9 protein-coding genes are annotated in these 15,810 nt (G+C 63.4%); 8 read left to right on the forward strand and 1 reads right to left on the reverse strand.

Features of this window, described 5'->3' with window-relative positions; translation table 11 throughout:
- Positions 1-2 precede the first annotated feature (2 nt).
- From X730_RS149005 to X730_RS148975, 7 genes are all read left to right on the forward strand, one after another.
- On the forward strand, positions 3-6,050 hold the full coding sequence (locus X730_RS149005; RefSeq protein ID WP_023826567.1) for a translocation/assembly module TamB domain-containing protein: 6,048 nt from the start codon (positions 3-5) through the stop codon (positions 6,048-6,050).
- Positions 6,051-6,304: 254 nt separating this feature from the next.
- Entirely contained in the window at positions 6,305-7,957 is a 1,653-nt protein-coding gene (locus X730_RS149000) for an ABC transporter substrate-binding protein (RefSeq protein WP_023668187.1), read from the forward strand.
- 223 nt (positions 7,958-8,180) lie between these two features.
- A complete protein-coding gene (locus X730_RS148995; protein WP_023668188.1) occupies positions 8,181-9,215 on the forward strand; it encodes an ABC transporter permease in 1,035 nt (344 codons plus the stop codon).
- Between the two features lie 13 nt (positions 9,216-9,228).
- Positions 9,229-10,386, forward strand: coding sequence for an ABC transporter permease (locus X730_RS148990; protein ID WP_023668189.1), 1,158 nt, complete (start codon positions 9,229-9,231; stop codon positions 10,384-10,386).
- A 47-nt stretch (positions 10,387-10,433) separates the two neighbouring features.
- Positions 10,434-12,587: an ABC transporter ATP-binding protein gene (locus X730_RS148985; protein ID WP_023826568.1), complete on the forward strand. Its 2,154-nt coding sequence runs from the start codon at positions 10,434-10,436 to the stop codon at positions 12,585-12,587.
- 142 nt (positions 12,588-12,729) lie between these two features.
- Positions 12,730-12,957, forward strand: coding sequence for a hypothetical protein (locus X730_RS148980; RefSeq protein WP_023668191.1), 228 nt, complete (start codon positions 12,730-12,732; stop codon positions 12,955-12,957).
- Positions 12,954-13,391, forward strand: a complete 438-nt coding sequence (locus tag X730_RS148975) for a TA system VapC family ribonuclease toxin (protein WP_023826569.1) — start codon at positions 12,954-12,956, stop codon at positions 13,389-13,391. The genes X730_RS148980 and X730_RS148975 overlap by 4 nt, the downstream gene beginning before the upstream one ends.
- A gap of 56 nt (positions 13,392-13,447) precedes the next feature.
- Here the strand turns inward: X730_RS148975 and X730_RS148970 are convergent, their stop codons facing one another.
- On the reverse strand, positions 13,448-14,038 hold the full coding sequence (locus X730_RS148970) for a transglycosylase SLT domain-containing protein (RefSeq protein ID WP_023826570.1): 591 nt from the start codon (positions 14,036-14,038) through the stop codon (positions 13,448-13,450).
- Between the two features lie 217 nt (positions 14,039-14,255).
- On the opposite strand from X730_RS148970, the gene X730_RS148965 reads away from it, so the two are divergent.
- Positions 14,256-15,794, forward strand: coding sequence for a trimethylamine methyltransferase family protein (locus X730_RS148965; protein ID WP_023826571.1), 1,539 nt, complete (start codon positions 14,256-14,258; stop codon positions 15,792-15,794).
- Positions 15,795-15,810 lie beyond the last annotated feature (16 nt).

Raw genomic sequence — 15,810 nt, forward strand, 5'->3', positions numbered from 1 at the left:
CGATGAAGATTTTGAAACGCATCCTTCGCCTGTTTTTCTACACGCTGCTGATCGTGGCGGCGGCGGGCATCGGCGCGCTGGTCGTGCTGACCAAGACCGAGCGCGGCCGCGAAAATCTCGCCGGCATCATCTCTGACATGGCCTCGTCAAGGGACAGCAAAGTCACGGTCAGCGGCATTAACGGTATCTGGTCCGGCGCGCTGACGGTCGACCATGTCGTGCTGGAAGACCGCGAGGGCGCCTGGCTGGTGGCCCGCAAGGTGGCCATCGACTGGTCGCCGCTGGCGCTGCTGTCGAAGAATTTCAGCGCCGACCGCATAGCGGCCGAACGGATAGAATTGGCACGGCTGCCTGTGGCGAGCACCGAGCCGAGCAAGAGCGGGTCGGGCGGCCTGCCGGTTTCGCTTGATATCAGAGCGATCGATTTGCCGGAGATCGCGCTCGGCCAGCAACTTGCCGGCAGCGGCATTGCCGAACTTGCGGCCAAGGGATCGGCCAAGGTCGATGCGTCGCCACTGGCGATCCAGACGGTGCTCAACGTTACCCGCCATGACGGCAAGCAAGGCAATGTCGACGCCAACATCCACTTCGCGCCGGATGAAAACAAGCTCGACCTCGATCTCAAGGCTTCCGAGCCGGCCGGCGGCATCATCGCCAACCTGCTCAAGCTACCCGGCGCGCCGCCGGTCAACATCGTCGTCTCGGGCACCGGGCCGCTGGCCAACTGGAGCGGCATCGGCACCTTCATGGTCGACGGTCAGATCGTTACCCAGCTCACCGGCCGGCACCAGCTCACCGACAAGGGCAACCGGATCGAGGCCAAGGGCGACGGTTCGTTCGAAGGCTTCCTGCCGGAACGGTTCAAGTCGCTGTTTGCCGGCAAGACCAGCTTCGACCTAGCCGGCACCGCGACCGCGGCCGGCGGCGTCGACATCGAGCGCGCTGCGATCGAGAGCGACGCAGTTCATGGTACCGCTGCCGGCATGGTCGACCCCAACGGCGCCAGCGACCTTTCGGTCGAACTCGTGGTCAAAGCCAAGCCGGTCACGGTCAATGCCGGTACCCAGGCGCAGCCGATCATGGTGGCCATCAACAATGTGACCGCGCGCGCCTTCGGTGACGGCAAGGCGCCGATGATTGACGCCAGCGCTTCGCTCGTCTCGGTGGTTGCGGGCGGTTCTCAGGTGAACAATCTCGATGCGCGGATCCATTCCGACGGTTTCGACATCGAGAACCGCAGCGGCCCGGTCAGCGTGTCGCTGGCGGCGGCCGGGCTGAAGACCGACGTCGCGACGCTGGCCCCGCTGGTCACCGGCAAGCTGACGGCCTCTCTTTCCGGCTCGATCAGCAAGGATGAGATCTCGCTCGATGAGGGTACGCTGCGCAGCGATGCGCTCAATGCCGGGCTGACGGCCAAGGTGGCGCTGGCCGACCTCGCCATGACGCTCAAGATGAATGCCGATGCGGTGTCGACGGCGCTGCCGCCGCAGATCAGTTCACTGCTTGGCGAACGGGTCAAATTCTCGGCGACCGCGACGCGCGATCCGCAGGGCTCTTTCGCCGCCAACTCGATCGAACTCACTTCCGGTTCGCTGAGCGCCAGCGGCACCGCCAGCGCGCAAGGCAGCGATATCCAGGCCGACATCAAGGGCAAGCTCGGCGACGTCTCGGTGCTGTCTTCGCTGGTCGGCGTGCCGATCGCCGGCGGGGTCGATTTCGCGCTGACGGCAAGCGGCGCGCGCAACGCACCGGATTTCTCGGTTTCGGCCGACAGTGCCAGCCTGACGGCCTCCGGCCGCACCGTCAAGGACATCAAGCTGACCGCATCGGGCAAGGCCGACATTGTGAGCCCGGCCGCAGATGTCTCGCTGACCGGCGCGGTCGACGAACAGCCGCTCGCCATCAAGGCGGCGCTGGTGACGAGCGATGGCAAGCGCTCCATCAAGGGGCTCAGCGTAGCGCTGGGCGACAACAAGGTGTCGGGCGACCTCACGCTCGATGAAAAATTCCTGCCGCTGGGGACGCTGACGATCTCCGCGCCCGATATCGCGCCGCTGGCGTCGCTGGCCGGGCAGACGGCGGCCGGCGATATCGGCGGCACCGTGGTGTTCGCCAAAGACGGCGAGGCTCCCACTGTCACCATCAATGCAGCCAGCGTGTCGATCGCGCGCGGTGATGTGGCAGCCAAGGCAGTCACCGTCAGCGCACTGATCGCCAACTATCTCAACAGCCCTGCGATCTCCGGCACGATCAAGGCCGAGAGCGTGACCTCGGGAACGACCGTCGTCAGTGGCATCGGCGTCGACCTCAAGCGTGACGGCGACTGGACGAATTTCACCGGCGGAGCAACCATATCAGGCATTCCGGCGACAGCTGCCGGGCGGGCGAAGATTGCTGGCGGCGCGACCAGCGTCGAGATCGCGTCCGGCGAGGCGACGGTGCGCGGCATCAAGGTGGCGATCGCCGAGCCGTCGAGCCTGACCATTGCCGATGGCATAACCAACATTCAAAGGCTGGTAGTCGATCTCGGCGGCGGCTCGGTGACGCTGTCGGGCACGGCGGGCCAGACGCTCGATCTGGCGGCGACCTTCTCGGCGCTGCCGGCTGCGCTTGCCAATGGCTTTTCGCCCCGCCTCGATGCCGCGGGCACGCTCGACGGCACGGCGCAAATCACCGGGCCATCAGCAAATCCCGACATTCGCTTTAATGCAAAGCTGGCCGGCGCCGAGACGAGCCAGACCCGTCAGGCCGGGCTCGGGCCGCTCGATGTCGATGCGGCCGGCAGCTATTCCGCGGCCGGCGGCGTCGTGCTCGACCAGGCGACGCTTTCGGGTGAGAAAATCTCCGGCAAGGCGGCCGGCACCCTCAACCCGAACGGCGCCAGCGATTTCGCGCTCGATCTGACATCGTCCGGTCCGAGCCTGCCGTTGACGCTGGGCAGCGCGGAAAGCCCGATCAAGCTCGAATTGCAGGCGCTGTCGGTGAAGGCGGCCGGGCAGGCTGCGCAAGCCAAGCTCGACATCTCGGCGGTACTGCCTTCGGTGGCGACGGATGACGCCAAGGTCGAGGGCATTGCGCTTGCGCTGCATTCCGATGCATTTGATATGAAAAGCCGAACCGGTCCGATCTCGGGCACGGTGACGGCGGACAAGATCGGTCTGGACAATCCGACCATCGCGCCGCTGATCGCCGGCAAGATCACCGCCAAGATCGCCGGCACCCTGGCGGCGGACGCGATCACCATCGACAGCGGCTCGGTGCAGGCCGATGCGCTGGGCAGCGCCTTCAATGGCCGTGTCGGCTTTGCCGAGGGAGCAATCGACCTCAACCTCAACGCCGACGTGCTGTCGGCGGCGTTGCCGGCGGCGGCGCGCAGCGTGCTGGCAGAGCGCACGCAGCTCAGCGCCACGCTGAAGCGGGATGGCAATGGCAATGTCAGCGCCAATCCGGTCAAGCTGGCGTCGGGCGCACTGACCGCGGACGGTCAGGCCAGTCTCGCCGACAATAAGCTCAGCGCAGATATCAAGGGTGCACTGGCCGACATCTCACTGTTGTCGAAAGATGCCAAAGGCGCGATCAGCTTCGCACTCAGCGCGCAGGGGCCTAGCCTGGCGCCGGACCTGTCGCTGACAGTCAACAGCGACCGGCTGCTGGTGGCGGAACGCGAAATCACCGGGTTGAAGCTGACCGCAACCGGCAAGGCCGACGCCGCCAATCCGGCGGCCAATGTGCAACTGACCGGCAATGTCGCAGGGCAGGCGCTGCAAGGCAGCGCGGTGCTGGCGACGGCCGACGGCAAGAGCGCCATCAACGGCCTGCTGCTGTCGCTCGGCAACAACAAGATCTCCGGCGACCTTGCGCTCGACGAGGCTTTCGTGCCGGTCGGCACCATCGCGCTCGACCTGCCGGATATCGGGCCCCTGGCGGCGCTGGCGCTGGAAAAGGCCGAAGGCGACGTGCGCGGCACCATCGCCTTCTCAAAGACCGCGGATGGCCCGAACGTCGCCGTCAAGGCTGCGACCGCTTCGATTACGCGCGGCGACCTGCAGGCGAAGACGGTGTCGATCGATGCGCTGGTCGCCAACTATCTCGCCGCGCCGGTCATCTCGGGCAAAATTCGCGCCGACAGCGTCATTTCCGGCGGCACCGCCATCAGCGGCATCGATGTCGATTTGAAGCGCGACGGCGACTGGACCGGGTTTTCCGGCGGCGCCACCGTCAAGGGCATTCCGGCGAAGGCTGCGGGCAGGGTAAAGGTGGCTGGCGGCACCACCACCATCGAACTCGCTTCCGGCCAGGCCACGGTGCAGGGCATCAAGGCGGCCATCGCCCAGGCCTCGACCGTCAGCATCGCGAACGGCACCACGACGCTGGACAAGCTGGTGCTCAATCTCGGTGGCGGCACGGCGACGGTGACCGGCAAGGTCGGGCAGGCACTCGACATCAGCGCCGCGCTGTCGAAGGTGCCGGCCTCACTCGCCAACAGTTTTTCGCCGGGCCTCCAGGCCGCCGGTTCGATTTCGGGAACAGTCAAGGTAACCGGCGCGCCGGGCAATCCGACTGTCGCTTTCGATATCGATGCTGGTGGGGTGCAGACCTCGCAGACGCGCAGCGCCGGTCTTGGCGGCATGAATATCTCCTCGTCGGGAACATTCGCCGGCAAGAAGCTCACCTTCAACGCCGACATCAGCGACGGCGCCGGGCTTGGGCTCAAGGGCGGCGGTACGGTGACGACGGCCGGCACACCAGCGCTGGTGCTCGACTTCAACGGCAAGGTGCCATTTTCCTTCCTGGCCGCCAAGCTTGCGGCGCAAGGGCTGTCGCTCAGCGGCACCGCTAACGTCAATATCCAGATGCGCGGCCCGGCGGCGTCGCCGGTGATCGGCGGCACGGTCAGCACGTCGGGCGCCCGCCTGGTCGACGCGCGCTCCGGCCTTGCCGTCAACGACATTGCCGCCGACATTTCGATCGGCAACGGCGTTGCCCGGATCAACCGGCTGACCGGCACGCTGTCGACACGCGGCAGCCTGTCGGCCTCCGGCACACTCGGCATCAATCCGGCGCAAGGTTTCCCAGCCGATTTGTCTATCAAGCTGGTCGACGGCCGCTATACCGACGGCAGGGTGGTGACAGCCAATCTCGGCGGCGACCTGACCATCAAGGGGCCGCTCACCTCGGCGCCGGTGATTTCGGGCACCGTCAATCTGGCCAAGACCGTCATCACCGTTCCGGATAAGCTGCCGGGCTCGCTGGCAGCGCTCGGTGTCAAGCACAAGAACGCGCCCGCCTCCGTGCGGGCGCAGGACAAGGCCTTGCGACCGGCGGCGGCCAGCGGGGGTGGCGGCAGTGGGCTTGTCCTCGACGTCACGGTCAATGCGCCGAACCAGATCTTCATCCAGGGCAGGGGCGTCGATGCCGAGTTCGGTGGTTCGCTGAGGCTGACCGGCCCGGCGGCTTCGCCGCAGGCGGTCGGCACCTTCACCTTGCAGCGTGGGCGGCTGTCGATCCTCGGCAAGCGGCTGACCTTTACCGAAGGCACGGTCGGCTTTTCGGGCTCGCTGGTGCCCTACCTCAACTTGACCGCGACATCGGCCACGACCAGCGCCACCGTCACCATCGTCGTCTCGGGCGAAGCGACCAATCCGAAATTCGACTTCTCCTCGGTGCCGGCGCTGCCCGAGGACGAGGTGCTGGCGCAGCTGATTTTCGGCCGCTCTATGTCGAACCTGTCGCCGCTTCAGATCGCGCAGCTGGCCGAGGCCGCCGGCCAACTGGCCGGCGTCGGCGGCTCGACCTCGCTGCTCGAAAACCTGCGCAGTGCAATCGGCGTCGACGACCTGGATGTGACCACCGATGACCAGGGCGGCACCGCCGTGTCGGCGGGCAAGTACCTCAATGACCGCACCTATGTGACGATCCAGAAAGGCGACAGGCCAGGATCGGGCAAGGCGACGATCGACCTCAATGTGGGACGCGGCGTCAAGCTGCGCGGCGAGGCCAACGATGGCGGCGAGGCCAAGGGCGGCATCTTCTACGAAAAGGAATATTGAGTTCCTGGCCCTTACCGCCGCCGGAACTGGCGCTGTCTCAACCCGCCCAAAATGTATCAATTTACTCGCCTAAGCAGATTCCGGCGGAATCTGGGCGCGCTAGCACTTTTGCGCCAAGTCTGTCGTTATCACGCGAACCGCTCCCTTTTCAAAGTTGCACATTCCCTAACAGGTTCCGTAGCCATGCCGTCTTTGACATCACGGCAGGGATGCGGAATGTTAAAAGGCGGAAAGCCAACAATGGGAGTTAAGGTATGACAAATTACAAGAGTAATGGCGATCGCGTTCCCGATCACATCCTGGCCATGGCCGAAGAAGCCAAGGCAGGCAAAGTCGATCGCCGCGAGTTCCTCGCCATGGCGAGCGTGTTCGGCGCGTCGACCGCGATGGCCTACGGCATGCTCGGCGTAGCCGTGCCGACCCAAGCCAGGGCCGAAGAGGTGCAGGGCAAGAAGGGCGGCATCCTTAAAGTCGCGCAATGGGTCAAGGATCCCAAGGATCCGCGCAAGGCCGACTGGTCGGAAATCGCCAATGCCGAGCGTCAGGCGCTTGAGCCGCTGGTCAAGTACACCAGCGAATACACGTTCCGCCCGTACCTTCTGGAGAGCTGGGAGGTCAACGACGACGCCACCGAGTACACGCTGCATGTGCGCAAGGGTGTGACCTGGTCGAATGGCGATGCCTTCACCGCCGATGACGTCATCTTCAACCTCAAGCGCTGGGCCGACAAGAAGGCCGAGGGCAATTCCATGCCTGGCCGTCTCGGCACGCTGGTCAAGGACGACAAGCTCGACGAAAGCGCCGTGACCAAGGTTGACGACCACACCGTCAAGCTGAAGCTCGGCAAGGCTGACATCGCGCTCATTCCGAACATGTGCGACTATCCCGGCCTCATCGTGCACAAGAGCTTCGACGAGAAGGGCGGCGACTTCAAAGCCTGCCCGATCGGTACCGGCCCGTTCGAGCTCGTCTCCTACGATGTCGGCCAGAAGGTGGTCTACAAGCGCCGCGAGGACAACAAGTGGTGGGACGGCGAGGTGTTCCTCGACGGCATCGAATTCGTCGACTACGGCACCGATCCGGCAGCCATGGTCAGTGCCTTCGAGGCCGGCGAAGTCCATACCAATTTCGAGACCTCGGCCGACTATGTGTCAATCCTCGACGGACTGGACCTGGTCAAGTCCGAAATCGTCACCGCGTCGACCATCGTGTGCCGCACCAACATCAACAACAAGCCTTACGGCGACCAGAAGGTACGCAACGCGCTGCAACTCGCGGTCGACAACAATGTCGTCCTGCAGCTTGGCTACGGAAATGCCGGCACGGTGGCTGAAAACCACCATGTCTGCCAAATCCACCCGGAATATTACGAGCTGCCCAAAGTCGCTCGCGATCCGGCCAAGGCCAAGGCGCTGATGGCGGAAGCCGGCCAGGCCGACTTCGAGCATGAGCTGATCACGGTCGACGAAGACTGGCACAAGAATACCGGCGACGCCATCGCCGCGCAGATGCGCGACGCCGGCCTCAAGGTAAAGCGCACGGTGCTGCCGGGCTCGACGTTCTGGAACGACTGGACCAAGTATCCGCTGTCGATGACCAACTGGAACATGCGCCCGCTCGGCGTTCAGGTTCTGGCGATCGGCTACCGCACCGGCGAGGCGTGGAACGAGTCGGCCTATTCCAACCCCGAATGGGATGCCAAGCTCAATGCAGCATTGGCCGTTGCCGATGCGGCCAAGCGCAAGGAGATGATGAAGGACATCGAGCAGATCCTGCAGGATTCCGGCATCATGATCCAGCCATACTGGCGCAAGCTCTACAGCCACTCGGTCAAGGCGGTGCAGAATTACAAGATGCATCCGACCTTCGAGCGCGACTACGGCAAGGTCTGGCTCGACCAGGCGTGATCGGAACGTCAGGGAAGGGGCGCTTCGCTCCTTCCCGTCACGCCTCGCTTGGTCCAGAACCGGAAGCCGCCGCAGCAAAAAGTTGCGGACTCTCCTGAAAGACCGTTCAATAAAACTGGGTTGATTGCATCCGAGTGCCGATTTGACGGCCAACTCTGCCGGCAACGGCAAAGCTGGTTTTTCGAACTGGCTCCAACCCCAACCAGACCGGCAGGGGACCGCCATGCTTTCTTTCGTAATCCGGCGTCTCGGCACCATGGCATTGACGATGCTGTGCCTGACGATGATCGTCTTCTTCCTGATCAACCTCGAGCCGAATTTGAAGAAGCTGGCGATCAGCCAGACCGAAATGCACACATCGGCCGAACAGCTCGAAAGCTGGCTGGTCAACCATGGCTACCGGCAGAACTTCTTCGTGCGCTACGGGCAATGGCTGGGCGTCGTCCCGAAGCAACCGGTGACCGATCCGGCGACCGGCAAGCCGACGCAGCGTTTCTCCTTCTGCAACGATCCGCTGGAGCCGAAATTCTCCGGCATCCTGGAAGGTGATTTCGGCTGCTCGACGAAGTTCAAAACCTCCGTTGCGTCAAAGCTCTTCCCCGCACTCGCCGCCACCGGCATTCTGATGCTCTGCGTGCTGTTGGTGATGGTACCGATTTCGCTGCTGATCGGCATCCTGGCCGGCATGCGCGAGGGCTCGCGAACGGACCGAACGCTGTCCGTCGCCTCGATCGCGTCGACGGCGACGCCCGAATATGTGTCCGGCGTCATCTTCACCGTCATCTTCGCCTCCTGGCTCGGCTGGCTGAACGGTTCGGCCGCCTCGGCAAGCCAGGGCATCACCTTCTACAATTTCACCCTGCCGGTGATGACGCTGGCGATCTACGGCATCGGCTACATCGCCCGCATGACGCGCGCCTCGATGGTCGAGGTGATGACGCAGCAATATATCCGCACCGCCCGGCTGAAGGGGCTTTCCTTCGGCAGCGTCGTCGTCAAGCACGCGCTGCGTAATGCGCTGATCGCGCCGTTCACCGTCATCATGCTGCAATTTCCCTGGCTGCTTACCGGCGTCGTCATCGTCGAGGTGATGTTCCGCTACCAGGGCTTTGGCTACACGCTGGTCGAAGCCGCCGGCAACAACGACATCGATCTGCTGCTTGGCTGTTCACTGGTCTCGGTGTTCATCGTGCTGATCACGCAGCTCATCTCGGATGTCGGCTACGCGTTCCTCAATCCGCGTATCAGAGTTCAATAGGGGGCTGGGGCAGATGCAGGTCGAATATATCGGTGCCTTCAATGTCGTGCTCGGCGTGATTGGGCGTTTCTGGCCGGTCTGGTTAGGGCTTGCCCTGGTGATGGGAGCGAGCTTCGCCTACAAGAAAAGGCTCGGCCTCTACGGCCAGCTGTTCGATAGCGGCGTCGGCATAGTGGGTGTCGGCATCTGCCTGTTCTGGCTGTTCACGGCAATCTTCGCGTCGACCGTCGCGCCCTTCGATCCGCTCGCCCAGGTGCCGATCATGAAGGATGCGCTGCCGGGCGCGCTCGAGCCGGTATCGAAACTCATCTACTATTTCGGCGGCGACAAGCTCGCCCGCGATGTCTTTTCGCGCATGGTCTATGGCAGCCAGATCGTGCTGATCATCGCACCGGCTGCGACCGGTTTCGCGCTGATGGTCGGCATTACGCTCGGTCTGCCCGCCGGCTACTATGGCGGCCGGATCGACACCGTGCTGTCCTTCCTGGCCAATCTGGTGCTGGCCTTCCCGGTGATCCTGCTGTTCTACCTGCTGGTGACGCCGGGCATCATGGATACGCCGATCCCATACGCCATGGCCGGGCTGTTCTTCCTGTTCCCGATCATCTTCTTTTCGGTGCTGTTCTGGACCCGCTACAAGAACCGGCCGGACCGCCTCTATATATTGCTCGGGCTGACGCTGATCATCGGCGGCTGGGTCTATGCCGGCCTGGTGTTCGACGCCGATCCGTTCAAGATCATCCACATCGATCCCAACCAGCTCAACATCTTCGTGGCGGTGGTGTTCGCCTCCAGCCCCGGCGTATTCCGCATCGTGCGCGGCCTGGTGATGGACATCAAGACGCGCGACTATGTGGCGGCGGCGCAGACGCGCGGTGAATCGCCCTGGTACATCATGCTGTGGGAGATCCTGCCCAATGCGCGCGGGCCGCTGATCGTCGATGCCTGCCTGCGCATCGGCTACACCACGATCCTGCTCGGCACGCTCGGCTATTTCGGGCTGGGCCTGGCGCCGGAGAGCCCGGACTGGGGCACCGCAATCAAGGACGCCAGCCGCCTGCTGCGCTCCTTCATCCACCCGGCGCTGCCGCCGACGATCGCGCTGATGTCGTTCGTGCTGGGCTTGAACCTGCTTGCCGACTCGCTGCGCGAACAATCGATGAAAGACTGATCTGCGGGTTTCGGCCCGCGAGCATGAAAATAGGATTGGAGCGACCCATGAATGAGGCAGTTCGAAATCCCGGCAACCCGACCCTTGGGCCAAGCGCTGCGCCGATCATCGAGATCGAGAACCTGTCGATCTCCTTCTTCACCCGCAAGGGCGAGATCCCCGCCGTCATGGACTTTTCCTGCACGGTGATGCCGGGCGAAGCCATGGGCATCGTCGGCGAGTCCGGCTGCGGCAAGTCGACCGTGTCGCTCGGCATCATGCGCGACCTCTCCAACATCGGAAAGATCGTCGGCGGCAAGATCAAGTTCCAGGGCAAGGACATGGGCGAGCTGTCCGACGAGGAGTTGCGCTCCATCCGCGGCAACAAGATCGCCATGATCTACCAGGAGCCGATGGCGAGCCTCAATCCGGCGATGAAGGTCGGCCAGCAATTGATGGAAGTGCCGCTGATCCACGACAAGGTGTCGAAGGAAGAGGCTTACAAAAGGGCGCTCGAAATGGTGCGCTCGGTGAGATTGCCCGATCCCGAACGCATGATGCGTTCCTATCCGCACCAGCTGTCCGGCGGCCAGCAGCAGCGCATCGTCATTGCCATGGCGCTGCTGTCGAAGCCGGCGCTGCTTCTGCTCGATGAACCGACGACGGCGCTCGACGTGACGGTGGAGGCCGGCATCGTCGAACTGGTCAAGGGGCTGGGCGAGAAGTTCGGCACGTCGATGATCTTCGTGTCGCACAATCTGGGCCTCATCCTCGAGACCTGCGACCGCATCACGGTGATGTATTCGGGCGAAGCGGTCGAGACCGGCAAGATCAAGGACGTGTTCGACCGGATGCGCCATCCCTATACGCAAGGGCTGTTCCGCTCGATTCCGCTGCCGGGCGCCGACAAGAATTCGCGGCCGCTGATCTCTATCCCCGGCCAGTTGCCGCTGCCGCATGAGCGGCCCAAGGGCTGCAATTTCGGCCCGCGCTGCCACCATTTCGTTGAGGGCGTCTGCAATGCCGCCGAAATCCCGATGATCGAGGTCGCCGGTCACGAAGGGCATTTCTCGCGCTGCGTGCGCTTCAACGAGATCGACTGGGAAGCGCTGCCTCCCGGCGCCAAGAAGGTCAATGAGAAGGTCGTGCCCGGCGCGCCGGTGCTCAAGATCGAGGATTTGAGAAAATACTACAAGGTCGGCGGCAGCGAAGTGTTCGGCTCCAGCGAAGGCCGCGTGGTCAAGGCCAATGAGACGATCTCGTTCATGGCGCGCGAATCCGAGACCGTCGCCATCGTCGGCGAGTCCGGCTGTGGAAAGTCGACACTGGCCAAGGTCCTGCTGGGGCTGGAGACGGCAAGTGCCGGCACAGTGACGCTGGGCAACAAGGAGATCCAGTCGACCGGCATCGAGAAGCGCAGCGTCGAAACGGTGTCGTCGATCCAGATGGTGTTCCAGAACCCGTTCGATACACTCAATCCCAGCCACTCCGTCGGTTCGCAGATCATCCGCACGCTGGAAAAATTCAAAGTCGGCAACAATGTCGCCGAGCGGCGCAAGCGCATGCTGGAGCTGCTCGACCTGGTGAAGCTGCCGCGGGCCTTCGAGACGCGCAAGCCGCGCCAGTTGTCGGGCGGCCAGAAGCAGCGCATCGGCGTGGCGCGTGCCTTTGCCGGCGATGCCAAGGTGGTGGTGGCCGACGAGCCGGTGTCGGCACTCGACGTCTCGGTGCAGGCGGCCGTGACCGAGCTGCTGATGGACATCCAGCGCAAGAACAAGACGACGATGCTGTTCATCAGCCACGATCTGTCCGTCGTGCGCTACATCGCCGACCGCGTCGTCGTCATGTATCTCGGCTACATCGTCGAGCAGGGCACGACCGACCAGATCNGCGTGGTCAAACGGCACATCGTGCTTGAAGGCGATATCCCGTCGGCGATGAACCCGCCGAGCGGCTGCCCGTTCCAGACGCGCTGCGGCTACAAGAGGCTGGTGCCGGACAATCTGTGCGAGACCAAGGTGCCGCCGGTGAAGCATTTCGGCGATGGCCATATGAGCCTGTGCTGGCTGTCGGACGATGTGCTGGCGACGATGGAGCCGGTGATCAAGTTCGACAGGGAACACGCAGCGCATGAGGGCGTGCCGGAAGACGCACCGGATGGGATCGGCCCCGGTTTCGCCGGCGAACCGCCGAAGCGCCCGCATGGCAAGAAGCCGAGCTGACCAGCCATAGAGGCAATGCCGCTCGTTGGCGCATTGCCGCAGCGTCGCCATAGCTCAAGGAACGACAGCTACGTTCGCTTGAATATTGCTGTCCATTGCTTTATGTGATGCGTGATGTTTGATGCGCGATAGGGAGCATGTTGTGAGAACCACACTTGCAATCGATGACGATGTCCTACTTGCGGCCAAGGCCATGGCGCGACAGCAGGATCGCAGCGTTGGCGACGTCATTTCCGATCTGGCTCGCCGCTCACTGCGCAGGCCCCCGACCGGCGGTGAACGCAACGGCATCCCCTTGCTTGCATCGCGGCCCGACGGCCCGATGGTCGATCTCGAAATGGTCAATGCGCTTCGCGACGAATTGCCGTGACCTTCCTGCTCGACGTCAATGTGTTGATTGCGTTGATCGATCCGGCTCACGTCGCGCATGAAGATGCCCATCGGTGGTTCCAATCCACCGGGCATTTATCATGGGCAACATGTCCCATTACCGAGAATGGCGTCATCAGGATTGTAAGCAACCCGAAATACCCCAATTCTCCGGGTTCGCCCGCCGTGGTGGCGCAGATTGTCGGCAAGCTGCATGCCCTTTCAGGACATCAGTTCTGGCCTGACGAGATCAGCCTTGTCGGTTCCAACGACATCGATGCAGCCAGGATCCTCACCCCGGCACAGGTAACGGATAGCTATCTGTTGGGACTCGCCAAGGCGCGTGACGGCCAATTGGCGACGTTTGACCGAAAGCTGTCGACGGCAGCGGTAAGGGGAGGGAGGTCGATCCTCCACCTGATCCCAAGCGAATGAATGGCTGAGTTCCGCTTCGAGCGCAAACTGCGTGGCTGCAAGACCGCTTGGCAACGTCAGCTGCCGCATTGCCGCAGCTGTTCGGCATAGTCGCGGGCCATCTTTTCGGTCGCCCTGGCGTAGCCCTGCACGCCGGCGTCGCCACGGTTGCCACGGCCGTAGGCGGTCCAGCCGAGATAATAGGCGAGGTAGAGATTGTAGGTGTCGTTGCGGGCGACGCCGAACGTGTCTGATGTCTTGGAATGATACCAGCCGACGAAATCGACGGCATCGGCAAATTTGGTCCGCCGCGCCGCCCAGCTGCCGGTCTCGCTCTGATATTGCGACCAGGTGCCGTCGAGTGCCTGCGAGAAACCGGTGGCCGACGAGACATGTTTCCACGGAATGAAGCCGAGCAGTTTGGTACGCGGCGGCCTGGCATTGCTCTTGAAGCCGGATTCCTTGCGCACCGTCGCCATCAGCACGGGGACGGGGACGCCGTATTTCTGCGAGGCGCGCTCGGCGGCCGACTGCCAGTTGTCGAACCAGCCGTCGTTCTGGTCGAAGACGGCGCAGACATTGTTGATATGGTTGGGCGGCGTCGCGCAGGCCGACAAAGCCAGCAGCACGCCAACCGCTACAATTTTACTCAAACTCGAACTACGCATTGGAAAACGAATAGGCCGAAATCATAAAGGGAATCTTTCGGCGTTTCTTAACGGCTTGCCGGCCTGGCTGCGCTCAGTGGGCCTGTATCATTATTCCGACCTTTCGCGTCGCCTTTATCTCCGTCAGAATTCAAAAATGCCGCCTTGGCTAAAATCGCGTCCGCCAAGGGCGGATTTCTGACAGCGATGTCCGGATGCCGGCGCTCTGATGCCAGGCATGAATGAACCAAGACGAAAGCGCGGCGCGGAGCGAACCAGCAACCGGGGGCCCGCCGCCATCCCGCAACTTCCACTGCGGCGGGTGACCAATCCCTATCCGCCGATGGCGATGCTCTCAGTCGACCAGGTCGAAACGATCCACCAGGCGTCGATGCATATTCTGGAAAATTTCGGCATCGAGGTGATGTCTCAGCGGGCGCTGGCGCTGTTCGAGAAGGCGGGCGCAAAGGTCGACCATGCAACGGCGAACGTCCGCATCGACCGGGGCCTTGTCGCCGAGGCGCTGAAGACCACGCAGTCCAGCTACCGGCTGACGCCGCGCAACCCCGCCAACACCATTCATCTCGGCGGCAACACGATCAATTTCACCCTCGTCGCCGGGCCGCCCAATGTGCACGACACGGAGCGCGGCCGGCGCGCTGGAAACTTGCACGACTATGCCGATCTGACCCGGCTGGCTCAGCATTTCAACTGCATCCACATGCTCGGCAACCAGGTCTGCGCGCCGGTGGAACTGCCGGCGAACACCAGGCACATGGATACCTATTTCACCAATCTGACGCTGACCGACAAATCCTTCCATGTCTCGGCGATCGGACGAGGCCGGGCGCTGGACGGCATCGAGATGATGGCAATCGCGCGCGGGCTGACGCTGGACGAGATGCGCGATGATCCCGGCATTGCCACCATCATCTCGGTCAACTCGCCGCGGCGTTTCGACGAAATGATGGCCGAAGGGCTGATGACCATGGCCGAGTTCGGCCAGTCGGTGGCGGTGACGCCGTTCACGTTGATGGGCGCGATGAGCCCGGTGACGCTCGCCGGCGCCCTGGCGCAGCAGAACGCCGAGGCGCTGTTCGGCGTGGTGCTGACGCAACTGGTGCGCCCCGGTGCGCCGGTGATGTACGGCGCCTTCACCTCCAACGTCGACATGAAGTCGGGCGCGCCGGCCTTCGGCACGCCGGAGAACACCAAGGCCAATATCGCCTCGGGGCAATTGGCGCGGCGCTACAATCTGCCCTACCGCACGACACCGGGGTCGGCATCGAATGCGGCGGACGCGCAAGGCGCCTACGAGACGCTGATGGCGCTGTGGGGCGCTGTGCTCGGCCACGGCAACCTCGTCTACCACGCCGCCGGCTGGCAGGAGGGCGGGCTGACGGTATCGTTCGAAAAGCTCATCATCGATGTCGAGATGATCCAGCACATGATGGAATTCCTGCGCCCGATCGTCGTCGACGAGGCGGAGCTTGCTGTCGAGGCGCTGGGCGCGGTGCCGACCGGCGGCCATTTCTTCGGCGAACCGCACACGCTGGAACGCTATGCCACCGCCTTCTACCAGCCGATGCTGTCCAACTGGCAGAATTACGAGGCCTGGCAGGAAGCCGGCGGCCTCGACACCACGGCGCGCGCGACGCGGCTGTGGAAGAAGGCGCTGGAAGATTATGTCGAGCCGGTAATGGATATCGCCGTGCGCGAGGCGCTGGAGGCGTATGTGGCCAGGCGCAAGGAAGCGATCGGGCAGGGCGAGCCGTGACTTTTTCAGCGTCGGC

Source organism: Mesorhizobium sp. L103C131B0, assembly GCF_000502275.1.
Classification (GTDB): Bacteria; Pseudomonadota; Alphaproteobacteria; order Rhizobiales; family Rhizobiaceae; genus Mesorhizobium.